Annotated in this window: 20 protein-coding genes and 1 other RNA gene; 13 read left to right on the forward strand and 8 right to left on the reverse strand. The window is 61.0% G+C overall.

The window, feature by feature from the left end:
* Nucleotides 1-6 precede the first annotated feature (6 nt).
* A complete protein-coding gene (locus PspR76_RS05445; RefSeq protein ID WP_159954290.1) occupies nt 7-1,371 on the forward strand; it encodes a DUF1329 domain-containing protein in 1,365 nt (454 codons plus the stop codon).
* A gap of 278 nt (nt 1,372-1,649) precedes the next feature.
* Entirely contained in the window at nt 1,650-4,379 is a 2,730-nt protein-coding gene (locus tag PspR76_RS05450; protein WP_159954291.1) for a LuxR C-terminal-related transcriptional regulator, read from the forward strand.
* A 155-nt stretch (nt 4,380-4,534) separates the two neighbouring features.
* Here PspR76_RS05450 and PspR76_RS05455 read toward each other — a convergent pair whose 3' ends face one another.
* Genes PspR76_RS05455 through PspR76_RS05470 form a run of 4 tightly spaced genes read right to left on the reverse strand, consistent with a single transcriptional unit; the run spans nt 4,535 to nt 7,986 of the window.
* Nucleotides 4,535-5,098 carry a PqiC family protein gene (locus tag PspR76_RS05455; RefSeq protein ID WP_159954292.1) on the reverse strand — a complete coding sequence of 188 codons (564 nt, stop codon included), beginning with the start codon at nt 5,096-5,098 and terminating at the stop codon, nt 4,535-4,537.
* 14 nt (nt 5,099-5,112) lie between these two features.
* Nucleotides 5,113-6,774 carry a PqiB family protein gene (locus tag PspR76_RS05460; RefSeq protein ID WP_159954293.1) on the reverse strand — a complete coding sequence of 554 codons (1,662 nt, stop codon included), beginning with the start codon at nt 6,772-6,774 and terminating at the stop codon, nt 5,113-5,115.
* The gene (locus PspR76_RS05465) at nt 6,755-7,399 is read right to left on the reverse strand and encodes a paraquat-inducible protein A (protein WP_159954294.1); all 645 of its coding nucleotides are present in this window, start codon (nt 7,397-7,399) and stop codon (nt 6,755-6,757) included. Before PspR76_RS05465 ends, PspR76_RS05460 begins: the two co-directional genes overlap by 20 nt.
* The gene (locus PspR76_RS05470) at nt 7,396-7,986 is read right to left on the reverse strand and encodes a paraquat-inducible protein A (RefSeq protein ID WP_159954295.1); all 591 of its coding nucleotides are present in this window, start codon (nt 7,984-7,986) and stop codon (nt 7,396-7,398) included. Before PspR76_RS05470 ends, PspR76_RS05465 begins: the two co-directional genes overlap by 4 nt.
* A 166-nt stretch (nt 7,987-8,152) precedes the next feature.
* On the opposite strand from PspR76_RS05470, the gene PspR76_RS05475 reads away from it, so the two are divergent.
* Complete coding sequence (locus PspR76_RS05475) at nt 8,153-8,797, forward strand: MBL fold metallo-hydrolase (RefSeq protein WP_159954296.1); 645 nt, start codon at nt 8,153-8,155, stop codon at nt 8,795-8,797.
* A gap of 209 nt (nt 8,798-9,006) precedes the next feature.
* Entirely contained in the window at nt 9,007-9,786 is a 780-nt protein-coding gene (locus tag PspR76_RS05480) for an OmpA family protein (RefSeq protein ID WP_159954297.1), read from the forward strand.
* 68 nt (nt 9,787-9,854) lie between these two features.
* Here PspR76_RS05480 and PspR76_RS05485 read toward each other — a convergent pair whose 3' ends face one another.
* The 4 genes from PspR76_RS05485 to PspR76_RS05500 all read right to left on the reverse strand — a co-directional run bounded on the left by PspR76_RS05485 (nt 9,855) and on the right by PspR76_RS05500 (nt 13,301).
* Entirely contained in the window at nt 9,855-10,436 is a 582-nt protein-coding gene (locus PspR76_RS05485; RefSeq protein WP_159954298.1) for a BON domain-containing protein, read from the reverse strand.
* Nucleotides 10,433-11,026, reverse strand: coding sequence for a phosphoheptose isomerase (locus PspR76_RS05490; RefSeq protein WP_003216190.1), 594 nt, complete (start codon nt 11,024-11,026; stop codon nt 10,433-10,435). The genes PspR76_RS05485 and PspR76_RS05490 overlap by 4 nt, the downstream gene beginning before the upstream one ends.
* A gap of 92 nt (nt 11,027-11,118) precedes the next feature.
* Nucleotides 11,119-11,490, reverse strand: coding sequence for a YraN family protein (locus tag PspR76_RS05495; RefSeq protein WP_159954299.1), 372 nt, complete (start codon nt 11,488-11,490; stop codon nt 11,119-11,121).
* Nucleotides 11,490-13,301: a penicillin-binding protein activator gene (locus tag PspR76_RS05500; RefSeq protein ID WP_159954300.1), complete on the reverse strand. Its 1,812-nt coding sequence runs from the start codon at nt 13,299-13,301 to the stop codon at nt 11,490-11,492. The genes PspR76_RS05495 and PspR76_RS05500 overlap by 1 nt, the downstream gene beginning before the upstream one ends.
* Nucleotides 13,302-13,466: 165 nt before the next feature.
* Between PspR76_RS05500 and rsmI the strand changes: the two genes are divergently transcribed.
* From rsmI to mraY, 9 genes are all read left to right on the forward strand, one after another.
* Nucleotides 13,467-14,372: a 16S rRNA (cytidine(1402)-2'-O)-methyltransferase gene (gene rsmI / locus PspR76_RS05505; RefSeq protein WP_162530289.1), complete on the forward strand. Its 906-nt coding sequence runs from the start codon at nt 13,467-13,469 to the stop codon at nt 14,370-14,372.
* A 96-nt stretch (nt 14,373-14,468) separates the two neighbouring features.
* Nucleotides 14,469-14,822: RNase P RNA component class A (gene rnpB, locus PspR76_RS05510), an RNA gene on the forward strand.
* Nucleotides 14,823-15,177: 355 nt separating this feature from the next.
* Nucleotides 15,178-15,633, forward strand: a complete 456-nt coding sequence (mraZ, locus tag PspR76_RS05515; RefSeq protein WP_003171868.1) for a division/cell wall cluster transcriptional repressor MraZ — start codon at nt 15,178-15,180, stop codon at nt 15,631-15,633.
* Entirely contained in the window at nt 15,630-16,577 is a 948-nt protein-coding gene (gene rsmH / locus PspR76_RS05520) for a 16S rRNA (cytosine(1402)-N(4))-methyltransferase RsmH (protein ID WP_012722289.1), read from the forward strand. Before mraZ ends, rsmH begins: the two co-directional genes overlap by 4 nt.
* A complete protein-coding gene (ftsL, locus tag PspR76_RS05525) occupies nt 16,574-16,867 on the forward strand; it encodes a cell division protein FtsL (RefSeq protein WP_010213047.1) in 294 nt (97 codons plus the stop codon). Before rsmH ends, ftsL begins: the two co-directional genes overlap by 4 nt.
* Complete coding sequence (locus PspR76_RS05530) at nt 16,867-18,609, forward strand: peptidoglycan D,D-transpeptidase FtsI family protein (RefSeq protein ID WP_164487968.1); 1,743 nt, start codon at nt 16,867-16,869, stop codon at nt 18,607-18,609. The genes ftsL and PspR76_RS05530 overlap by 1 nt, the downstream gene beginning before the upstream one ends.
* A complete protein-coding gene (locus tag PspR76_RS05535; protein ID WP_159954302.1) occupies nt 18,609-20,072 on the forward strand; it encodes a UDP-N-acetylmuramoyl-L-alanyl-D-glutamate--2,6-diaminopimelate ligase in 1,464 nt (487 codons plus the stop codon). The genes PspR76_RS05530 and PspR76_RS05535 overlap by 1 nt, the downstream gene beginning before the upstream one ends.
* Nucleotides 20,065-21,435, forward strand: coding sequence for a UDP-N-acetylmuramoyl-tripeptide--D-alanyl-D-alanine ligase (locus PspR76_RS05540; protein WP_159954303.1), 1,371 nt, complete (start codon nt 20,065-20,067; stop codon nt 21,433-21,435). The genes PspR76_RS05535 and PspR76_RS05540 overlap by 8 nt, the downstream gene beginning before the upstream one ends.
* Nucleotides 21,435-22,517 (forward strand): phospho-N-acetylmuramoyl-pentapeptide-transferase, encoded by a 1,083-nt coding sequence (gene mraY / locus PspR76_RS05545; protein WP_159954304.1) that lies wholly within the window; start codon nt 21,435-21,437, stop codon nt 22,515-22,517. Before PspR76_RS05540 ends, mraY begins: the two co-directional genes overlap by 1 nt.
* Nucleotides 22,518-22,523 lie beyond the last annotated feature (6 nt).

Genomic DNA, 22,523 nt, shown 5'->3' on the forward strand with positions numbered 1-22,523 from the left:
CAGAGCATGAAAATAACTAAAAGTCTGTTGCACGTGGGTGTGCTTGGGCTGTCGATCCTGGCGAGCAACGTCATGGCGGCGGTCTCGGCGGATGAAGCCGCCAAGCTGGGGACGACCCTGACCCCGATGGGCGCTGAAATGGCCGGTAACGCCGCTGGCACCATCCCCAAATGGTCACCGTTGCCGACCAATGCTGGCGCCGTGGACGCGCGAGGTTTCCTGGCCAACCCGTACGCCAGCGAACAACCGCAGTTCACCATCACCGCGCAGAACGTCGAGCAGTACAAAGACAAGCTGGCGCCTGGGCAGTACGCGATGTTCAAGCGCTACCCGGACACCTTCAAGATGCCGGTCTACCCGACCCATCGCGGCGCCACGGTGCCGGCTGATGTGTTCGCCGCCATCAAGAAGAACGCCACCAACACCAACCTGGTGTCCGGCGGCAACGGCCTGGAAAACTTCGAAACCGCGATTCCGTTCCCTATCCCGAAAAGCGGCGTGGAAGTCATCTGGAACCACATCACCCGCTATCGCGGCGGCAGCGTGACCCGTCTGGTGACCCAGGCGACTCCGCAAACCAACGGCTCGTTCAGCCTGGTGTACTTCCGCGACCAGTTCGTGTTCCGCGACAAAATGAAGGACTACGACCCGAAAAACCCGGGCAACGTGCTGTTCTACTTCAAGCAGCAAGTGACCGCGCCGGCACGTCTGGCCGGTGGTGTGCTGCTGGTGCACGAAACCCTCGACCAAGTGAAAGAGCCGCGTTCGGCGTGGGTCTACAACGCCGGTCAGCGCCGCGTGCGCCGGGCGCCGCAAGTGTCCTATGACGGGCCGGGTACAGCGGCCGACGGCCTGCGCACCTCCGACAACCTCGACATGTACAACGGTGCGCCGGACCGCTACGACTGGAAGCTGGAAGGCAAAAAAGAAATCTACATCGCCTCCAACAGCTACAAGGTCGACGATCCGAAGCTCAAGTACACCGACATCATCAAGGCCGGCCACATCAACCAGGACCTGGCCCGCTACGAGTTGCGCCGCGTCTGGCACGTGGTTGCCACCCTCAAGGAAGGCCAGCGCCACATCTACGCCAAACGTGACTTCTTCATCGACGAAGACACCTGGCAAGCCGCGGTCATCGACCACTACGACGGCCGTGGCCAACTGTGGCGCGTTGCCGAAGCCCACGCCGAGAACTACTACGACAAGCAAGTGCCGTGGTACGCCCTCGAAACCCTCTACGACCTGCAGTCCGGCCGCTACCTGGCCCTGGGCATGAAGAACGAAGAGAAGCAGGCGTATGACTTCGGCTTCACCGCCACCACCAGCGACTTCACCCCGGCGGCGTTGCGCCAGGATGGGGTTCGCTAAGCCGCTTTAACTGAGGCCGCATCCTCGAGTGTGGGAGCGGGCTTGCTCGCGAAGACGGTGTATCAGTGGCACATGTGCTGACTGATACGCCGCTTTCGCGAGCAAGCCCGCTCCCACATTTTATTTGGGGCGTTTGGAATTCCTGAGTCAGACAGCTGGATATTTTTTGTCGTAGTCTTTTTCAGACATTTGTTGCAAAGATCTACAAACCTGCCGCTTTTACCGCTAGTCTGCGGACATCTGCAATGCCGACAACAGCCTTCTACAAGAGCCCGGCGATGACTGATCTGTCCCGAATCCAAGGGCCTGCAAACGCGGTGATTCCAACTCTGGAAGCACGCTTTTACAGGCCGCCTTTGCCTGACGGCTATGTGCTGCGCCCGCGCCTGTGCGAACGGCTGAGTGCCGGTCTTGCCGGGCGGCTGTTGCTGGTCAGCGCACCCGCCGGGTTCGGCAAGAGTTCGTTAGCGGTGGAGTTTTGCCAGAGTTTGCCGGCCCATTGGCAAAGCCTGTGGCTGGGCCTGAGCCCACGGGACAATGACCCCGGCCGATTCCTCGAGCGCCTGCTCGACGGTTTGCAACAGTACTTCCCGCAGATCGGCGCCCAATCCCTGGGCCTGCTGAAAATGCGCCAGCGTCACCAACCCTTTGCCTTTGAAGAATGGCTCGACGGCCTGCTCGATGAGCTGTCGCTGCACCTGTCCAACCGCGCGCCGTTATTGCTGGTGCTGGATGACTACCATCTGGCCCAGGGCCCGGTGCTGGATCGCTGCCTGCAATTTTTCCTCAATCATTTGCCGGACGGGCTGGTGGTGATGGTCACCAGCCGCCAGCGCCCCGACTGGCACCTTGCGCGGTTGCGGCTGTCACGGCACCTGCTCGAACTGCACGAACAAGACCTGCGCCTGACCCACGATGAATCGCTGGCCGTGCTCGATCGGCACAGCAGTTCGTTGCGCGGCGAGGCGCTGGACAACCTGATTCGGCGCAGCGAGGGCTGGGTGGCGGGCCTGCGTTTCTGGCTGCTGGCCTTGTCCGAAGCCGGCAATGAAAGCGCGCTGCCGCAGAGCTTGCACGGCGGTGAAGGGCTGATTCGCGATTATCTGCTCGAAGAAGTCATCGACTGCTTGCCGGCTGAAGTGCAGGCGTTCCTGTACGACACCGCGCCCCAGGATCGTTTTTGCAGCGAGCTGTGCGACGCCGTGCGCGAAGCCCATGACAGCGCCGAGATCCTGCGCTATTTGCAGGCCCATCAAGTGTTTCTGGTGCCGCTGGACGAACAGGGCCATTGGTATCGTTATCACCATCTGTTTTCCGACCTGCTGCGCACCCGCCGTGCCAGTAACGCCACGTTGCCGATAGCCAGCCTGCACCTGCGGGCCTGTCGCTGGTTCAATGCCCAGGGTTTGATCGATGAAGCGGTGGAGCAGGCGTTGCGTGCCGGCCACCTCGATGTGGCGGCGAACCTGGTGCAGAACCTCTCGGAGGAACAACTGCTGGCCGAGCAGAACGTCGGCATGCTGCTGCGCTGGAAGATGGACTTGCCCGACAGCCTGCTGATCAGCACGCCGCGTTTGATCGTGCTGTACAGCTGGGCCTTGGGCTTGGCGTGCCAGCTGGATGCGGCCGAAGAGTTGTCCGGCTACCTCAGCCGCTTCCTGCCGGCGCCGTCGGCCACCGCGCAAAAATCGATGCTGGCGCAGTGGCTGGCGCTGAGCGGGATCATTGCCCGTGGGCGCGGCGACCGCGAGTTGACCCAGCGTTATTGCAGCGAAGCCCTTGAAAGCCTGCCGCATAAACGTTACGGCCAGCGGTTGATGTGCCTGTCGACCCTGTCCAACCTGGCCATTGTGGACGCCGACCTGTGGCGGGCCCGAGGTCTGAATCGCGAATCCCTGGAGTTGGCGCAGCGTGTCGGCAACCCGCTGTTCGAGGCGCTGGCCCACTACGACCGAGCACGTGTCTTACAGGCGCGTGGCGAAATTTTGCGCTCCCTCGACGAAGTCCGCCAAGGCCTGCAGCGCCTGCAAGGCCTGGCGCCCCAGCGGCTGTACGCCGTGCGTGCGCGCTTGTCGCTGTACGAAGGTTATTTGTTGCTGGTGCGTTATCAGCCCGAAGCCGGCCTGGCGCGCCTGCGTGCCGGCTTGAGCGAAGCGCGTGCCTGCCGGGATATCAGCGTGCTGATCGGGCATTGCGTGATCGCCAATTTCGAAGGGCGACGCGGCGATTTTGCCAAAGCCTTCGCCGAACTCGCCGAGGCCGAGCGCTTGATGCACATCTGGGATGTGCCGCCGATCTACTACCTGGCGATGATCACCCTGATCAAATGCGAATTGTGGTTGGCCCAAGGCCGTACCGACCTCGCCGACGCATGGCTGGCTCGGTTGGGGCAAACCTACAACGGCGAGCACGCTGCCGCCGCGCCGGAGTTTCATCCGCACCTGGCGCAACACATCGGGCTGCAACAGGCCGCCCTTGACGCCATCCGCCACCAGCCCGCCGCCGCGTTGCAGCGCCTTGAAGAGCTGGCGCAGCAAGCGCACAACAGCGGGCGCCAGATGATTGCCTTGATGGCCCTGACTCAGCAGGCGCATTTATTGTTGGCCTGTGGCCAGGAAGCCAAGGCGCGGCCGATTCTGGCCCAGGCACTTGAGGCCGGAGCGGGTGGCGCGCTGCAACCGTTCCAGCGCTTGCTGGAAAGCCACCCGGACTGGATGCGCGAGCAACTCGGCAAAGACCCGCACGGCCTGCTCAACCAGAGCCTGTTGGCGCTGCTGCCGGTGGTGGCCGCCATCGAGACCTCGCCCACCCACGAAACCCTCAGCACCCGCGAGCTGGCGGTGCTGCAACTGATCGCCCAGGGTTGCTCAAACCAGGAGATCAGCAACCAGCTGTTCATTTCGCTGCACACGGTGAAAACCCACGCCAGCCACATCAACAGCAAGCTGGGCGTGGAGCGGCGCACCCAGGCGGTGGCGCGCGCCAAGTCGATGGGCCTGCTGGCCTGACAATGGGCCGCTCTCCCACAGAAAAGCAGAGCACAGAAGTCTGAACGCCGAACTCGGTAAAATTGTGGGAGCGGGCTTGCTCGCGAATGCGGAGGGTCAGTGACACATGAGCTGGCTGGCACGCCGCCTTCGTGAGCAAGCCAGCTCCCACAGGTTTACTGCGGCGCAGTCGGGCACGTGTTCAGTGACGTGTCGGCGGTTTTGCTGACCAGGGCGGCGAAGCGCTTGAGGTTGTTCTGATGCGCCACTACCAGGTCGTCAATGCTCGGGCCCGCCGGTGACTGCAAGGTGGTGCGGCAGGTCAGTGGTTGGGCATCACCGCCAAGGGTTGGCCGCAGGCGCCAGCGCACGTCGAGCAGTGCGTATTGGCCGGGCACCGAGTCGAATCGCTGCACTTCAACGCGCAACGATACGGGCTGCCGGGAATGACTGTTGGCCAGTTGATCCACCAGCGCACTTTTCAGCTCATCGGCCAAGGTTGCGGCCCACCACTGGGTTTCAAGAATCGCCACGCCACTATCCCCTTGGCGAATCACGATCTGTGCGCGGTCGACCTGGGGCGGCACGCTGATGCTTTCAATGCGGATATCGCTGGCCTGCGCTTGAGTGCTGTTATTCCAGTGCACCGGGGTCAGGGTGTGGAACGCAATCGGCTCGCTGCGGCAGGCTGCAAGTAACAGCAGCGCGCCGACCAGGGTGATCTTCAACGGAAACGTCATGGCTGCTCCAATGCTCATTTGCGGGGTGGCCCTTGCAGGTCTGTCGGTGCGGCGTTGTCGGGGCGGCCGCGAATCAGCGATTCCGGGTGCCGGCCGAGGTAATCCGACAGCTCGCGCAAGGAGCGCGACATCCGCCCCAGTTCATCCAGGGTCTGGGTCAGTTGCTCGCGTTGCGGCGAGTCTTCGGCCAGGGTTGAGTTGGCCGATTGCAGGGTCTTGCTCACGTCGCCGAGTGTGTTCTGCACGCCGGGCAGGGTCTTGGCGTTGAACTGGTTGAGCCCTTTGCGCAGTTCGACCAGGCTGCCATCCAAGTTGCCGGCGATGCGCTCGATTGGCAGCTGGTTGATCTTGTTGACGATGCCTTCGAGTTTTACCTGCAGTTGTTCCAGGTTGCCGGGAATGGTCGGGATGTTGATCGGGCGCAGGTTCGGGTCAAACGCGACTTTCTCGGCTTTCGGGAAGAAATCCAGAGCAATGTACAACTGGCCGGTGAGCAGGCTGCCGCTGCGAGCCTGGGCGCGCAGGCCGTTTTCGATAAACGTGCCGATCAAGCGTACGCCGCCGGCCTCATCGTTGGGGTCGTGGTTGGTGGCCTTGAGCAGCTTGGTATTGGCCTCCCCGAGCAATTGCGGATAGATCACGATGCCGACGTTGATCGGAAAGCTGCGTTTCTTGGCGTCGTAGTCCAGGTTGATCGACACCACTTTGCCGAATTCAACGCCGAGGAACTCAACCGGCGCGCCGACTTTAAGGCCACGCAGTGCCTGATCAAAGCGCAAGGCCATGTATTGCCCTTTGCCGGTGGGCGGGGCGAGGGCGCTTTGCTGGTCGTCGAACAGCTCGTAGGCATGGTCTTCGTCAGCCGGTTTGTCGTTGGGGCTGTAGGGCGGCGCCTGGAACGCGATGCCGCCGGCCAGCATCGACGACAAGGATTCGGTTTTCAGCGCGAAGCCGTTGGCGCCGACGCTCAGGTCAATGCCGCTGGCATTCCAGAACCGCGTGTTTTCGGTGACATACACATCATTGGGCGCATGCACGAACACCTCGATGTTCACCCCTTTGCCTTCGGCATCCAGCTCATAGGCCACCACCTGGCCCACCGGAATTTTGCGGTAATACACCGGCGAGCCGATATCCAGCGAACCCAGGCCCTGGGTATGCAGGGTGAAGCGCTTGCCCGGCTCGCCGTAGGTGATCGGCGGTGGGTTTTCCAGGCCCTTGAACTGTTTGGCACGGGTGTCGGACTGGCCGATGTCGGCACCGATGTAGTCGCCCGACAGCAAGGTATCGATGCCGGACACGCCACCGGCGCCTATGCGTGGGCGCACCACCCAGAATTTAGAGTCTTCGCGGGTGAAGCTTTCCGCCTGTTTGGCCAACTTGATGGTGGCGTTGACGCTTTTCTGGTCATCACTCAAGGCCACTTCGGAGACTTGGCCGATCACCACATTGCGGTATTTGACTTCGGTTTTGTTGGCGACCAGGCCGCTGCCGGTCTTGAAATTGAGGATGATGGTCGGGCCCTGTTGCAGGACGTTGTGAACCACCAGCGAAATGCCCACCAGCACCGCGACAATCGGCACGATCCACACCAGCGAAACGCTGAAGCGCCGCGTCTTGATCGCAGGCGTGCCTGCCGATTTGCCAGCAGGGGTGTCAGCGTTGTGTGGCGTCATCCAAGCGCTCCTCGTTGTGTGGGGTTTCCCAGATCAGGCGCGGGTCGAAACTCATGGCCGCAAGCATCGTAAACACCACCACCAAGCCAAAAAACAAAATGCCCAGGCGCGGCTCGATCGTGCCCAAGGCCTGGAACTGCACCAGCGCGGCCACCAGCGCCACCACGATCACATCGAGCATTGACCAGTAGCCGATCAGCTCAACAAACCGAAACAGCTTCGAGCGCTCCTTGCGCGCCCAGCGGCTGTTGCGCTGCACGGTGACCAGCAGCAGTGTCAGCGACACGAATTTGATGCCGGGCACCGCAATGCTGGCGATGAAAATGATCAAGGCGATGTCCCAGGCGCCGTGCTGCCAGAACTCCAGCACGCCACTCATGATCGTGCTGTCCGCGCCCGAGCCGAGCATCGTCGTATTCATCACCGGCAACAGGTTCGCCGGAAAATAAAACGCCAGCGCTGTCAGCATGTAGGCCCAGGTGCGGGTCAGCGAGTGCACCTTGCGCCGGTGCAGGGCCGCGCCGCAACGGTCGCACTCAGTGGGCGCGCTGCTCATGTCGCAGGGCTGGCCGCAGGTGTGGCACAGGCACAGGTTGAGTTCACGGGCGGTCGGTGGCGAATTCATAGAACGTCCCACAAATCGCGCACATCACGCCCGGCGATGCGGATCAGCAACAGGCTCAGCGCCGCCAGCGCAAACAGGCCGGTGCCGGGCACCACGTCGAGCATGCCGGCCAGCTTGAACACCGCCACCATGGCGCCGAGCAGGCAGACCTCCAGCATGCTCCACGGCCTGAGGGCTTCCAGCCAGCGCATGCACAGCTTGAACGCGGGTGAGCGCCGGCCGGACAGGGCGAAACTCAAGACCCAGATCAGCAGCACCAGCTGGAATACCGGCGCGATGATGATGGAAATCGCGGCCACCAACGCAATAAAGGTGATCGGCCCCAGGCTCAGCGCAACCACCGAATCCCATAGGGTCGCGCTGTTGTTCAAGCCCTGCAGGCTGATGCTCATCACCGGGTAGAAGTTGGCGAACGTCCACAGGACGGCGGCGGTAACGCTCAACGCGAGGCGTTGTTGCACTGACAGGCCGTTGTAACGCTGCAATACGCCTGCGCAGCGTATGCACAGGGCTTTTTGATGTTTGGCGAGCGTGACTTTTTCATACACGCAGTCGCAGTGTTCGCAGATGACCCGTTGATTCGCCATAAGTGTTGCTCCCAACGCGACGCGCTGCGGTCTTGGACAGTGCTGCTGATTCAATGGCGCTTGGACAGCTTAGCAGTAGATGTGTTGCGGGCTGCTCCCTTCCGGATCAGGGGCAAGGTCAACCATACTGCGCGTGGAATGTGCCATAGAGCTTGCAGGAACACCCATGAATAACCAAAAAACCGCGCTGATCCGCGAAACTTTCCCCGTCGGCCCGTTGCAGTGCAACTGCACGATCATTGGCGACCCGATCACTAAAAAAGCCATTGTGGTCGACCCGGGCGGCAATCACGAGCTGATCCTGGCGCGCCTCGATGCGCTGGGTTTGAAGGTGGTGAGCATCATTCATACCCACGCCCACCTGGATCATTTCCTGGCGTCCGGCCAGTTGAAGGAGAAGACTGGCGCCACGTTGCACTTGCACAAGGAAGACCAATTTCTGTGGGACAACCTGGAGATGCAATGCCAGATGTTCCGTGTGCCTTATACGCCAGTGCCGTCGCCGGATCGGTGGTTGGAAGATGACGAAGAGCTGGCGTGTGGCTGCGGGGTGGCCTTGCACACGCCAGGGCATACGCCGGGCTCGATGAGCTTCTGGTTTGCCGAGGCCAAGCTGTTGATTGCCGGTGACACGTTGTTCAAGCGCGGCGTGGGGCGCACCGACCTGTGGGGCGGCGATCAGGCGACCATTGTGCGTTCGATCAAGCAACGTTTGTATACGCTGGATGAAGGCGCGACGGTGGTGACCGGGCACGGGCCGGACACGCGGTTGGGGGACGAGATGCGTGAGAATCCGTTTGTCAGGGCCTAGATACCAAATGGCAACCGTCCGACGAGGCTTATAGAGAAAATGACAATTTCCGTTCAGGAAGTCTCTGCTAGGGTTTTAGTGTGCTCAACCTTTGTAGAGCGCGGGCTGGCCGGGCATGGAATTTTTACCGTTTGTCGCGTTCAAAACCCGGCACAGGTCCATTGCCAATGTCCTTTGCACCACAGAATGCAAAAGTAGGAGCTCCCTTCATGTTTACTCCGCGTCGTCTTCTTGTTGTTGCCACCGCCGTAGCCTTGTTGTCCGGTTGCGCCTCACCTAATCCTTACGACGGCAGCCAGGGGCAGGCAAATGATGGTTCGCAAGGTGGTATCAGCAAGACCGCCAAGTACGGTGGCCTGGCTGCATTGGCCGGTGGTTTGGCCGGTGCCGCAATCGACCATAATAACCGTGGTAAAGGCGCCCTGATTGGTGCCGCCGTCGCAGGTCTTGGTGGTGCGGGTTATGGTTACTATGCCGACCAGCAGGAAAAGAAACTGCGGGCCAGCATGGCCAACACGGGTGTTGAAGTGCAGCGCCAGGGCGATCAGATCAAGCTGATCATGCCGGGTAACATCACCTTCGCCACCAACTCGGATGCGATCTCCAGCAGCTTCTACACACCGCTGAACAACCTGGCGGGCTCGCTGAAGCAGTTCAACCAGAACACCATCCAGATCGTTGGCTACACCGACAGCACCGGCAGCCGTCAGTTGAACATGGACCTGTCCCAGCGCCGTGCGCAAAGCGTGGCCAACTACCTGACGTCCCAAGGTGTGAGCCCGACCAACCTGAGCGCACGCGGTGCCGGCCCGGATAACCCGATTGCCAGCAACGCCGACGTGAATGGTCGCGCCCAGAACCGTCGCGTAGAGGTCAACCTCGGCCCGATCCCTGGCCAGCAATACGGTCAGCCAGGCCAGCAGCAGCAACAACAAGCACCGCAGCAGAACAACCAGTTCCAGGGCAACCCGTACCAGCAGTACCAATAAACCCTGGCCAATAAAAAGGGCGCCGTGCATTCAATGCACGGCGCCCTTTTTTGTGGTCCGCGTTTACATCAGTCGATGTATTCGAAGACTTTTACGATCTTCTGCACGCCGGACACGCCTTGTACCAGGTTGGCTGCGCGAGTGGCTTCCGCCTGGGTCAGCAGGCCCATCAGATAAACGATGCCGTTGTCGGTGACGACCTTGATCCGCGAGCCTGGAACGGCGCTATCTGTGAGCATCTGCGCCTTGATCTTGGTGGTCAGCAAGGCATCGTTGCTGATAGCCAGCAGCGTGATCGGGTCCATGACTTGCAGTTCGTTGTGAACCTTCTTCACCCGTTGCACGCTTGAGGCGGCTTGTTCGGCCTGGGCCTTGAGGTCGGCACGCGGTGTTTGCCCTGCAAGCAGTACTACACCGTTGAAGCTGGTCACCACAATGCGCGACGCGCCGTTACCCAGGTCTGTTGCGGCCTTGGCAACGTTGACCTTGACCTTGGTTTCGATCAGCGAGTCATCAATGGTGCTGCCAAAGGTACGTGTGCCCCGGTCATCCTGAATGGGTGTGTCACGTGTCGCAGTGATTGCCGTGCTGCAGCCGCTGATGGCGAGGCACAGCGTAATGGCCAAAAGGCTGAGGCGGTTAACGGTCATTCTTCACTCCCGAACAGTTGGCTGTCGATCAGATCGCACAGGCAGTGGATCGCCAGCAGGTGGACTTCTTGAATGCGTGCGGTGACATTGGCCGGGACGCGAATCTCGACGTCCTCCGGCAACAGCAGCGAGGCCATGCCGCCGCCATCGCGTCCGGTCAATGCTACGACAATCATTTCGCGATCATGTGCGGCCTGGATCGCTTGAATAATATTCGCCGAGTTGCCGCTGGTGGAAATCGCCAGCAACACATCCCCCGGTTGGCCCAGGGCGCGGATCTGCTTGGAGAAGATCTCGTTGTAGCTGTAGTCGTTGGCGATCGAGGTGATCGTCGACGTGTCGGTGGTCAGGGCGATGGCCGGCAGGCTCGGGCGCTCGCGCTCAAAGCGGTTGAGCAGCTCGGAGGAGAAGTGCTGGGCATCACCGGCCGAACCGCCGTTGCCGCACGAAAGCATTTTGCCCTCGTTGAGCAAGGCATTGACCATGACCTGACTGGCTTGCTCGATGTGCGGTGCAAGTACGTCCATCGCCTGTTGCTTGGTGTCGATACTTGCCTGGAAAAGCTGGCGAATTCGGGATTGCATGTCCATCTGTGTGACCTTAAGTAGCGCGGCTGTTTGGCACAGGAATGTGCAGCCCGCAAAGCAAAGAGCAAAAGTGTGTGGTGAAGGTGTCCGTTGAATCAGCTGTCGAAGGCATCTTTCAGCCAGTTCAGATCAGCGAGGCCAGACGGTGTGCTTTCTATGGCAACCACATCGAAACGGCAGGGGGAATCAGCCCAGCGATGCTCTTTTTGCAGGAAAAACTGCGCGGCGAGTATCAGCTTCTGACGCTTGCGCCCGTCGATACTGGCGAGCGCGCCACCCCATTGTGCGTGTTTTCTGTAGCGGACTTCGACGAATACTACTGTATCGCCGTCAAGCATGACCAGATCAAGCTCACCGCGTTTACACAACCAGTTCTGCGCCAGAAGGCGCAGACCCTGTTGTTGCAGATAGTTGAGCGCTTGAAGTTCGGCATCCTTGCCGCTTTGCGCGCTGGACCGCTCGGGCATCAGCGCGGGGTGTCCGGCAGGCGCTGGATGTCGCCGCCGACGAACTTCGCCCATGGCATCTGGCGGTCAACACGTTGGAAGCCACCGATGCCCAGGCTGCCGGAGAGGCCGTCTACGCGTGTGTCCGGCAGCGCCTTCAGTTGACCCAGGCGCGGTGCCAGGCGGTAGGCGTCGGCGCCCATCGCGTACAGGCGGCCGAGGCTGCCATTGGCCTGTGGCCATTGCGCGGCAACCTGGTTGCGCAGCGGGTCGGTGGTGTTGAGCAGCCAAGGCGTTTCACAGAACATGACGTTGGTCATGTCCAGGTACTGGTTCTTGTCGCCGCTGGCGCTGAACACGTGGGACGTTGCATACACAGGCACATCGCCGGCGTACTGGAAGTTCAGGGTCGGCTTGATCTGCTGGGCCAATTGCGGCGTCACAGCCAGGAAGATGAACTCGATGTCCTGGCGGCGCGACGGTTGTGCCGCGACGTCGGTGCCCACTGTGTTTTGCAGGCTCTTGGCACGGCCTTCGCTTTTACGCAGTTGGAACAGGTCGGCAATTTGCTGGGCGAGGGCGACCGGCTGGTCAACGTACTCGACGCCGACGACGGTGCCGCCGTTGGCTTCCCAATCCTGACGGAAGGCTTTGTAGACACGCTCGCCCCATTCGCCACGCGGCACCATGGCGGCGGCGCGGTGCAGGCCGTCGGCACGGGCGCGGCGCGAGACTTCGCGGGCTTCGTCTTCAGCGGCCAGGCCAAACTGGAACAACTGCGGCGGGTTTTCATTCAGTTCGCTGTAGTTCAGCGCCAGCGTGGTGATGGGCAGTTGCGGGCGAGAAGCAAGTTGTTTGACCAGCGGTTTTTCCAGCGGGCCGACCACCAGTTGCACGCCGGCGGCCTGGGCCTTGGCGTAGAAGTCGTCGAGGGAGGACAGGCGCGAGCTGTCATAGAACTCGATGACCGGCGGCTTCTGCCCGGCTTGTTCAGCCTGGTAGTGAGCGGCCATGAAGCCTTCGCGCAGTGCCTTGCCGACTCCCGCCAAAGGACCTTCCTGCGGCAACAGCAGGGCGATCTTGTTCAGGGGCTGGCTGGCCAGTTCCTTGAGTTTGGTCAGCGGGGTTGGCAGGTTGACTGCCGCTGGGTGGCCTGGATTCTGTGCGCGCCAGGTATCGATGGCGGCCTGTTGTTGCTCCAGGGTGCCGGCGCCTTTGACCGCTTTGGCCAGGCTGATCCAGCCGTCGAGTGTCGGGTTGCCGCTGGCTTGCAGCTGTTCGGCCGGCAGTGCGACAATCAGCGCCCAGATGGCTTCGTGGTTGCTGGCGGCAGCATCGCCCGTCAGCAGCGGGGCCATGGCGACTCGCTCGCGCGCGGCGGCCAGGGTCTGGCCATCAGCTTCATAAGCGCGGGCATGCACGGTGCCGGTGCGCACCTGCTGTTCGGTCGGCAGGTCCTTCAGGCTTTGCAGGCTAGGGTGGTTCAGGGCCGCCAACGCCGCTTTTGGCTGATTGCGTGCCATGGCCAGTTCGGCCGACAGGGTGCTGGCAAATACTTGCGCAGCCGGCTTCAGGACATCCAGGGGCACCTGCGCAAGAATCTGCGCCGAACGACCAGGGTTGTTCTGGCGATAGGCCAGGTCAGCCGCACTCAGGCGCAACATCGCGGCCTTTTCTGGCGTACTGGCGGAAGTCGCCTGTTCGAGCAATTGCTCGATACTGGCATCCGGGGTCCGGGGGAGGTCGCCAAGGCTGGACGAGGGCGAGCTGGCACAAGCGGCCAGCAAGGCAGCGAGGCAGAGGGCGGAGAGCAGCCGCAGGCAAGCGATCATGTAAGTGTTCCTGATACCGATCAAATTAGCGTGGAATTGTACCCAAGCACTGGCCCAGGCGCGATGTTACTGGCGTGAAACCGTTGATTTAGGTCGTGCAATTGTTGCAAACGAGCATCGACGGCCGAACTTGCGGGCATATTATCGAGGCGCCTACGCGCTACAATGCGACTTTTCCCTACCATCGAGGTGTGCGTTTTGACTGCTCCAGGTCCTTTGAATTCCACTGCAGGCTCGCTTTTTGTCGTGGCGACGCCCATTGGCAACCTGGACGACATCAGTGCTCGAGCCCTGAAAGTGTTGCGCGAGGTAAAACTGATCGCGGCGGAAGACACGCGACACTCCCAGCGGTTGATGCAGCATTTTGGTATCAGCACGCCACTCGCCGCGTGCCACGAGCATAACGAGCGCGAAGAAGGCAGCCGTTTTATCACGCGCCTGTTGGCCGGTGACGATGTGGCGCTGATCTCCGATGCCGGTACGCCGCTGATTTCCGATCCTGGCTACCACCTGGTTCGTCAGGCGCGTGCCGCTGGTATCAATGTAGTGCCTGTTCCGGGGGCGTGCGCGCTGATTGCAGCATTATCTGCCGCCGGGTTGCCGTCGGATCGTTTTATCTTCGAGGGCTTCCTGCCGGCCAAGACGGTTGGGCGCCGTGCGCGTCTGCAGGCACTAAAGGAAGAACCGCGCACGTTGATCTTCTATGAAGCCCCGCACCGCATCCTGGAATGCCTGCAGGATATGGAGCTGGTGTTCGGCGGCGAACGCCTAGCGTTGCTGGCGCGCGAGCTGACCAAGACCTTCGAAACCCTCAAGGGCTTGCCGTTGGAAGCGCTGCGCGCATTTGTAGAAGGCGACAGCAATCAACAGCGCGGTGAGTGCGTGGTGCTGGTGGCGGGTTGGACGGCGCCGGAAGAAGAAAATGCGGTGGGCAGTGAGGCCATGCGCATTCTGGATTTGCTGCTCAAGGAAATGCCCCTCAAGCGCGCCGCGGCACTGGCGGCTGAAATTACCGGCGTGCGTAAGAATGTTCTGTATCAGGTTGCGCTGGATAAACAGAAAGCCGAATAGTTCCGGGGTTAAACCTGTATTCCGTCTGAACGTGATGGCATTGCTGTACTTTTAATACTTGTCCTGAGGCCGCCGTGCCGTTAACCTGCGCGGCGGAGAGTCGATTGGACAGTCGCTGCCCTCTATGAAAATTAGGGGGGGGAGGAAAGTCCGGGCTCCATAGGGCGAAGTGCCAGGTAATGCCTGGGAGGCGTGAGCCTACGGAAAGTGCCACAGAAAATAACCGCCCAAGCACTTCGGTGCCGGTAAGGGTGAAAAGGTGCGGTAAGAGCGCACCGCACGACTGGCAACAGTTCGTGGCTAGGTAAACCCCACTTGGAGCAAGACCAAATAGGGTCCCAAGGCGTGGCCCGCGCTGGGACCGGGTAGGTTGCTAAAGATGTCCAGTGATGGCCATCGTAGACGAATGACTGTTCAAGACAGAACCCGGCTTACAGATCGACTCTCCACCTTTTTTTCTTCTGTCTGAATCTCGGGCAGAAAACCGGTAGTAACGCAAGAATCCCTCCCTGCCGAATCATTGGCAGATGCGTCTTCGTAATACCAAAAAAATCTTACTCTTAATAAATTACTTTAACTTTGAGCTATAGCTCTATGAGCTATTTGCGATTGTTGAGTCAAAATCCTCGCCGAACTCGCCTTTCTCCTCCTTTTGCGCTCCTAAATCTCCGTTCTGTAAGGCTTTTCCTTGAATCCGCGCCTTGACGGTGTGGTGGGCGCATTCCTATAGTGTGCGCAAGTGGCGGAAAGTGGCACAAAGTGGGTTTTTTGAACGTAAAACGCTAAAATTTGGAGAAACGCATCTGTGTTTCGCGGAGCTAACGCTATCAGTCTCGATGCAAAAGGCCGTCTCGCCATGCCGAGCCGGTATCGTGACGAGCTCATTTCGCGAAGCTCCGGGCAGTTAATCATCACGATTGACGCCGTTGACCCTTGTTTATGTGTTTACCCCCTCGACGAGTGGGAGTTGATTGAAACCAAGTTGCGCGCTCTGCCTTCATTGCGTGAAGAAAACCGCCGCCTGCAGCGTTTGCTGATTGGTAACGCCGTCGACCTCGAACTCGATGGCAGCGGTCGTTTCCTGGTGCCTCCACGTTTGCGCGAGTACGCCAAGCTGGACAAGCGCGCAATGCTGGTCGGCCAACTGAACAAGTTCCAATTGTGGGACGAAGATGCTTGGGATGCTGTTTCTGCAGCAGACCTGGCTGCTATTCAACAACCGGGCGCCATGCCTGATGAACTGCGTGATTTGATCCTGTGACTATTGATAGCGGCTTTAACCACATCACCGTACTGCTTGACGAAGCCGTTGAGGCTCTCGCCGTACGCGCGGATGGCTGCTATTTGGATGGCACCTTCGGCAGGGGCGGGCACAGTCGGCTGATACTCAGCCAGCTCGGGTCCGACGGCAAACTCCTCGGGTTCGACAAAGACCCTCAAGCGATTGCCACCGGGCAAGCGCTAGCGGCCGAAGACGGCCGCTTTGTCGTTGTGCAGCGCAGCTTTGCCGAACTCGGTGCCGAAGTCGCCGAGCGTGGCATGGCAGGCAAAGTGGCCGGGGTTTTGCTCGATCTGGGCGTGTCTTCGCCGCAGCTTGACGACCCGGAGCGCGGCTTCAGCTTCATGAACGACGGCCCGCTCGACATGCGCATGGACCCGACCCGTGGCGTCAGTGCGGCCCAGTTCATTGCCACTGCTCCGGTTGAAGAAATCGCCCGCGTGTTCAAGGAATACGGTGAAGAACGCTTCGCCGGTCGCATGGCCCGCGCCGTGGTCGAGCGTCGCGAAATCCAGCCGTTCGAGCGCACTGCCGACCTGGCCGAAGTGCTGAAAGTCGCCAACCCTGCCTGGGAAAAGGGCAAGAACCCGGCGACCCGCGCGTTCCAGGGCCTGCGTATTCACGTCAACAACGAATTGGGCGATCTGGAAGCCGGCCTCGAAGCCGCGCTGGAAGCCTTGGAAGTGGGTGGTCGCCTGGTGGTGATCAGCTTCCACTCCCTGGAAGACCGCATCGTCAAACTGTTCATGCGTCGTCTGGTCAAGGGCGAGTCCGATAACCTGCCGCGCAACCTGCCGGTACGTTTCGAAGCCTTTGTGCCGAAAATCAAAATCCATGGCAAAGCGCAGTTCGCTTCCGAAGCCGAACTCAAGGCCAACCCACGTTCCCGTAGCGCCGTCATGCGCGTTGCGGAGAAGCTGCGGTGAGCAAGCTTTTCGCCAAGCCCCTCCCGGGCGGCAGCTTCTTTATGTTGCTGCTGTTTGTCGGCGTATTGATTTCCGCGATTGCGGTGTCCTACAGCGCCCACTACAACCGCCAACTGCTCAATACCCTGTACGGGGAATTGAGTGTGCGTGATAAAGCGCAGGCGGAGTGGGGCCGGTTGATCCTCGAGCAAAGCACCTGGACCGCCCATAGCCGCATCGAAGTGCTGGCGACCGAGCAACTGAAAATGCACATTCCGGGCGCGGCCGAAGTTCGCATGGTGGCGCCATGATGAAACTCGAAGGCGCACTCTACCCATGGCGCTTCCGTCTGATGCTCGGCTTGCTGGCATTGATGGTGGGCGCGATTGCCTGGCGCATCATCGACCTGCAAGTGGTCGACCGTGACTTCCTGATCGGCCAGGGCGATGCCCGTAGCCTGCGTCACATTCCGATTCCTGCGCACCGCGGCCTGATTACCGACCGTAACGGCGAGCCCCTGGCTGTCAGTACACCGGTGACCACCTTGTGGGCCAACGCCAAGGAATTGCAGGTTGCCAAGGACAAATGGCCAGAACTGGCCGCGGCCCTGGGCCAGGACCCGAAAGCCTTGTCCGAGCGCCTGGAAGCCCAAGCCAATAAAGAATTTATCTACCTTGTTCGCGGGCTTACCCCTGAACAGGGCCAGCAAGTGCTCGACCTTAAAGTCCCCGGTGTCTACGGCATCGAGGAATTTCGTCGTTTCTACCCGGCCGGTGAAACCACCGCGCACATGGTGGGCTTTACCGACATTGATGACCACGGCCGCGAAGGCGTGGAACTCGCCTACGATGAATGGCTGGCCGGGGTCCCCGGCAAACGGCAGGTCATCAAGGATCGGCGCGGCAGACTGATCAAAGACGTCCAGGTCACCAAAAACGCCAAGGCCGGTAAGCCCTTGGCGTTGTCGATTGACCTGCGTCTGCAATACCTGGCCAACCGCGAGCTGCGTAACGCAATCATCGAGAACGGCGCCAAGGCCGGTAGCCTGGTGATCATGGACGTGAAGACCGGCGAGATTCTCGCCATGGTCAACCAGCCGACCTACAACCCGAACAACCGTCGCAACCTGCAACCGGCGATGATGCGTAACCGCGCGATGATCGACGTGTTCGAGCCGGGTTCGACCATGAAAGCCATCTCCATGAGTGCCGCCCTGGAAACCGGGCGCTGGAAACCCAGCGACAAAGTCGAGGTTTACCCAGGCACCCTGCAGTTGGGCAAATACACCATTCGAGACGTGTCCCGCACCGAAGGCCCAGTGCTGGATTTGACAGGCATCCTGATCAACTCCAGTAACGTGGGCATGAGTAAAGTCGCCTTCGATATCGGCGGCGAAACCATCTACCACCTGGCGCAAAAAATCGGCTTGGGCCAACCCACCGGTCTGGATTTCCCAGGCGAGCGCGTGGGTAACCTGCCGAACTACCGCGACTGGAAAAAAGCCGAGACTGCCACGCTTTCCTACGGCTACGGCCTGTCGGTGACGGCGATCCAGTTGGCCCATGCTTTCTCTGTATTGGCCAATAATGGCCGGATGGTTCCACTGAGCCTGATCCACGTCGACGAAGCGCCGAAAGCCACCCAGGTCATTCCGGAAAACGTCGCCAAGACCATGCAAGGCATGCTGCAACAAGTGATCGAAGCGCCGCGCGGTGTATTCCGCGCCCAGGTGCCGGCGTATCACGTGGCCGGCAAGTCGGGTACTGCACGTAAAACGTCGGTGGGTACCAAGGGCTACGCCGAGAACTCGTATCGTTCGCTGTTCGCCGGCTTCGGCCCGATGAGCGACCCGCGCTACGCCATCGTTGTGGTGATTGATGAGCCGAGCAAGGCCGGCTATTTCGGTGGCCTCGTGTCGGCGCCGGTGTTCAGCAAAGTGATGTCCGGCACCCTGCGCCTGATGAACATCACGCCGGACAACCTGCCGCCCACCCAACAAGCGAACGCCGGCCCGCCGGCCGCTGCTGCCAAAGCCAATGGAGGGCGCGGCTGATGTCTCTTAGCTTGAACAAGATTTTTGCCCACGCCGGACGCGATCTGCTGATTCGCGAGTTGAGCCTGGACAGCCGAAATGTACGCGCCGGTGACCTGTTCCTGGCCGTGCCTGGCGGCAAGTTCGATGGTCGCGCGCATATCGCCGATGCCCTGCAGCGCGGTGCTGCGGCCGTGGCGTATGAAGTCGAAGGCGCCACCGTGCTGCCGATCACCGACGTGCCGTTGATTCCGGTCAAAGGCCTGGCTGCGCAACTGTCGGATATCGCCGGGCGTTTTTACGGTGACCCGAGCCGTCAGCTCAACCTGGTTGGCGTGACCGGCACCAACGGCAAGACCAGCGTGACCCAGCTTGTGGCGCAGGCGCTTGACCTGCTCGGCCAACACTGCGGCATTGTCGGCACCCTGGGCACCGGTTTTTATGGCGCGCTGCAAAGCGGCCTGCACACCACACCAAACCCGATTGCCGTGCAAGCGACCCTGGCCGACCTGAAAAAGGCCGGTGCCAAGGCGGTTGCCATGGAAGTGTCCTCCCACGGCCTGGACCAAGGCCGCGTGACGGCGCTGGCCTTTGACGTGGCGGTGATGACCAACCTGTCGCGCGATCACCTCGATTACCACGGCACCATGGAGGCATACGCTGCCGCCAAGGCCAAGCTGTTCGCCTGGAATGACTTGAAGTGCCGGGTGGTAAACCTCGATGACGCGTTTGGTCGCCAACTGGCTGCCGAAGACAGTGAAGCGCGCCTGATCAGCTACAGCCTGGAAGACTCCAGCGCGTACCTGTATTGCCGCGACGCCCACTTTAATGACGAAGGCGTGCGCGCCACGCTGGTCACGCCGCAGGGCGAGCACCACTTGCGCAGCACCTTGCTGGGGCGCTTCAACCTGAGCAACGTGCTGGCGGCCATCGGTGCCTTACTCGGCCTGGATTACGCCCTGGATGAAATCCTGCGTGTACTGCCCAAACTGGAAGGCCCGGCCGGTCGCATGCAGCGTTTGGGCGGCGGCTCGCAGCCGCTGGTGGTGGTCGATTACGCCCACACCCCGGACGCCCTGGAAAAAGTCCTCGAAGCCTTGCGCCCACACGCCAAGGGCAAGTTGCTCTGCCTGTTCGGCTGCGGCGGCGATCGTGATCGCGGCAAGCGCCCGTTGATGGCCGAGATCGTCGAGCGCCTGGCTGATGGCGTACTCGTCACCGACGACAACCCGCGCAGCGAAGACCCGAGCCAGATTTTCGATGACATCCGTGTCGGCTTCAAAGACGCGTCCAAGGCGACCTTCGTCGCCGGTCGTGGCGCCGCCATTGCCCAACTGATCGCCAGCGCCAGCGCTGACGATGTGGTGGTGCTGGCCGGCAAAGGTCACGAGGACTACCAGGAAATCAACGGCGAACGCCATGCCTTCTCCGATCTGGTCGAGGCCGATCACGCCTTGACCGCCTGGGAGGTCGCGCATGCTTAAAGCGATGAAATTCAGCGAACTGACCCAAGCCCTGTCGGCCCGCGTAGTGTCGAGTGATTGCAGCTTCGACGGCGTCAGTATCGACAGCCGCAACATCCAGCCTGGGCAATTGTTTGTTGCACTGGCAGGCCCGCGCTTCGACGGCCACGACTACCTGAATGACGTCGCCGCCAAAGGTGCCGTGGGTGCCCTGGTGCAGCGCGAAGTGGCGGATTCCACCTTGCCGCAACTGTTGGTTGCCGACACCCGCCTGGCCCTGGGCCAGTTGGGTGCGCTGAACCGCGCCGCGTTTGACAAGCCCGTTGCAGCCATCACCGGCTCCAGCGGCAAAACCACGGTCAAGGAATTGCTCGCCGGCGTCCTGCGCACGCGCGGGCCGGTGCTCGCCACCCGTGGCAACCTGAACAATGATTTCGGCGCACCGCTGACCCTGCTCGAACTGGCCCCGGAACACACGGCGGCGGTGATCGAACTGGGTGCTTCGCGCGTCGGCGAAATCGCCTACACCGTGGCGCTGACCAAGCCCCACGTTGCCATCATCAACAATGCCGGCACCGCCCACGTTGGCGAGTTCGGCGGCCCCGAGAAAATCGTCGAAGCCAAGGGTGAAATCCTTGAAGGCCTCGACGCCTCGGGCACTGCAGTATTGAACCTCGATGACAAGGCCTTCGAGACCTGGCGTGTACGCGCCGCCGGTCGCAAAGTGCTGACGTTTGCCGTGTTGAATGCAGCCGCCGATTTCCATGCTTCCGATATTCGCGTCGACGCGCGTGGCTGTCCGTCCTTCACCTTGCACACCCCGCAAGGTAGCGAGCACGTACAACTGAATCTGCTGGGCAACCACAACGTCGCCAACGCCTTGGCCGCTGCGGCAGCCGCGCATGCGCTGGGCGTGTCGCTGTTTGGTATCGCCACCGGGTTGGGCGCGGTGCAGCCGGTCAAGGGCCGCACGGTCGCGCAACTCGCGAGCAACGGCATGCGCGTGATTGATGACACCTACAACGCCAACCAGTCCTCGATCTGCGCCGCCATCGACCTGCTGAAAAGCTTCGACGGTCGCAAGGTGCTGGTACTGGGCGATATCGCCGAGCTGGGCGACTGGGCCGAACAGTCCCATCGTGAAGTCGGCGCGTACGCCACCGGCAAAGTCGACGCGTTCTACGCCGTCGGCCCGAACATGGCTCACGCCGTCGACGCCTTCGGCCTCGGCGCGCGGCATTTCGCTACCCAGGCCGAGCTGATCCAGGCACTGGTGGCGGCAGAACACGACAAACACACAACCATTTTGATCAAGGGATCGCGCAGCGCGGTGATGGAAAACGTCGTCGCGGCCTTGTGTGGCTCAAGTACGGAGAAACATTAATGCTGCTGCTGCTGGCTGAGTATCTGCAACAGTTCCACAAAGGCTTCGCGGTCTTTCAGTACCTGACCCTGCGCGGGATTCTGGGTGTGCTGACCGCGCTGTCTCTGTCGCTGTTCCTGGGGCCGTGGATGATCCGCACCCTGCAGAACCTGCAAATTGGTCAATCGGTTCGTAATGACGGCCCGCAGTCGCACCTGTCCAAATCCGGCACCCCGACCATGGGCGGCGCGCTGATCCTGTCGTCCATTGGCGTCAGCACTTTGTTGTGGGCCGACCTGCATAACCGCTACGTGTGGGTGGTGCTGCTGGTGACCCTGTTGTTCGGCGCCATCGGCTGGGTCGATGACTACCGCAAAGTGATCGAGAAAAACTCCAAGGGGCTGCCAAGCCGCTGGAAGTATTTCTGGCAGTCGGTATTCGGCCTTGCCGCCGCGATTTTCCTGTACACCACTGCGCCAAGCGCGGTTGAAACCACCTTGATCATTCCGATGCTCAAGGACGCCAGCATTCCACTGGGCATCGGTTTCGTGGTGCTGACCTACTTCGTGATCGTCGGCTCCAGCAACGCGGTGAACCTGACCGACGGCCTCGACGGCCTGGCGATCATGCCGACGGTGATGGTCGGCGGCGCGCTCGGCATTTTCTGCTACCTGTCGGGTAACGTGAAATTCGCCGAGTACCTGCTGATCCCGTATGTGCCGGGCGCAGGTGAGCTGATTGTGTTCTGCGGCGCGCTGATCGGTGCCGGCCTGGGGTTCCTGTGGTTCAACACCTACCCGGCACAAGTCTTCATGGGCGACGTCGGCGCACTGGCGCTGGGCGCAGCCTTGGGCACCATCGCGGTAATCGTTCGCCAGGAAATCGTGTTGTTCATCATGGGCGGTGTGTTCGTGATGGAAACCCTGTCGGTGGTCATCCAGGTGGCTTCCTTCAAATTGACCGGGCGCCGCGTATTCCGCATGGCGCCGATTCACCACCACTTTGAACTCAAGGGCTGGCCCGAGCCACGCGTGATCGTCCGTTTCTGGATCATCACCGTGATTCTGGTACTGGTCGGCCTTGCCACCCTGAAACTGAGGTAGAAACGA

Origin of the sequence: Pseudomonas sp. R76, assembly GCF_009834565.1 — a bacterium.
In the GTDB taxonomy this organism is placed as follows: domain Bacteria; phylum Pseudomonadota; class Gammaproteobacteria; order Pseudomonadales; family Pseudomonadaceae; genus Aquipseudomonas.

Coding starts and splice junctions, on each gene's coding strand:
- PspR76_RS05535 (WP_159954302.1), top strand. CDS start 18,609: ATGTCTCTTAGCTTGAACAAGATTTTTGCCCACGCCGGACGCGATCTG.
- PspR76_RS05460 (WP_159954293.1), bottom strand. CDS start 6,774: ATGACGCCACACAACGCTGACACCCCTGCTGGCAAATCGGCAGGCACG.
- PspR76_RS05495 (WP_159954299.1), bottom strand. CDS start 11,490: ATGCCCGAGCGGTCCAGCGCGCAAAGCGGCAAGGATGCCGAACTTCAA.
- PspR76_RS05465 (WP_159954294.1), bottom strand. CDS start 7,399: ATGAATTCGCCACCGACCGCCCGTGAACTCAACCTGTGCCTGTGCCAC.
- PspR76_RS05475 (WP_159954296.1), top strand. CDS start 8,153: ATGAATAACCAAAAAACCGCGCTGATCCGCGAAACTTTCCCCGTCGGC.
- PspR76_RS05530 (WP_164487968.1), top strand. CDS start 16,867: ATGAAACTCGAAGGCGCACTCTACCCATGGCGCTTCCGTCTGATGCTC.
- PspR76_RS05485 (WP_159954298.1), bottom strand. CDS start 10,436: ATGACCGTTAACCGCCTCAGCCTTTTGGCCATTACGCTGTGCCTCGCC.
- PspR76_RS05450 (WP_159954291.1), top strand. CDS start 1,650: ATGACTGATCTGTCCCGAATCCAAGGGCCTGCAAACGCGGTGATTCCA.
- PspR76_RS05490 (WP_003216190.1), bottom strand. CDS start 11,026: ATGGACATGCAATCCCGAATTCGCCAGCTTTTCCAGGCAAGTATCGAC.
- PspR76_RS05470 (WP_159954295.1), bottom strand. CDS start 7,986: ATGGCGAATCAACGGGTCATCTGCGAACACTGCGACTGCGTGTATGAA.
- PspR76_RS05445 (WP_159954290.1), top strand. CDS start 7: ATGAAAATAACTAAAAGTCTGTTGCACGTGGGTGTGCTTGGGCTGTCG.
- PspR76_RS05480 (WP_159954297.1), top strand. CDS start 9,007: ATGTTTACTCCGCGTCGTCTTCTTGTTGTTGCCACCGCCGTAGCCTTG.
- mraY (WP_159954304.1), top strand. CDS start 21,435: ATGCTGCTGCTGCTGGCTGAGTATCTGCAACAGTTCCACAAAGGCTTC.
- PspR76_RS05540 (WP_159954303.1), top strand. CDS start 20,065: ATGCTTAAAGCGATGAAATTCAGCGAACTGACCCAAGCCCTGTCGGCC.
- PspR76_RS05455 (WP_159954292.1), bottom strand. CDS start 5,098: ATGACGTTTCCGTTGAAGATCACCCTGGTCGGCGCGCTGCTGTTACTT.
- rsmI (WP_162530289.1), top strand. CDS start 13,467: ATGCGACTTTTCCCTACCATCGAGGTGTGCGTTTTGACTGCTCCAGGT.
- PspR76_RS05500 (WP_159954300.1), bottom strand. CDS start 13,301: ATGATCGCTTGCCTGCGGCTGCTCTCCGCCCTCTGCCTCGCTGCCTTG.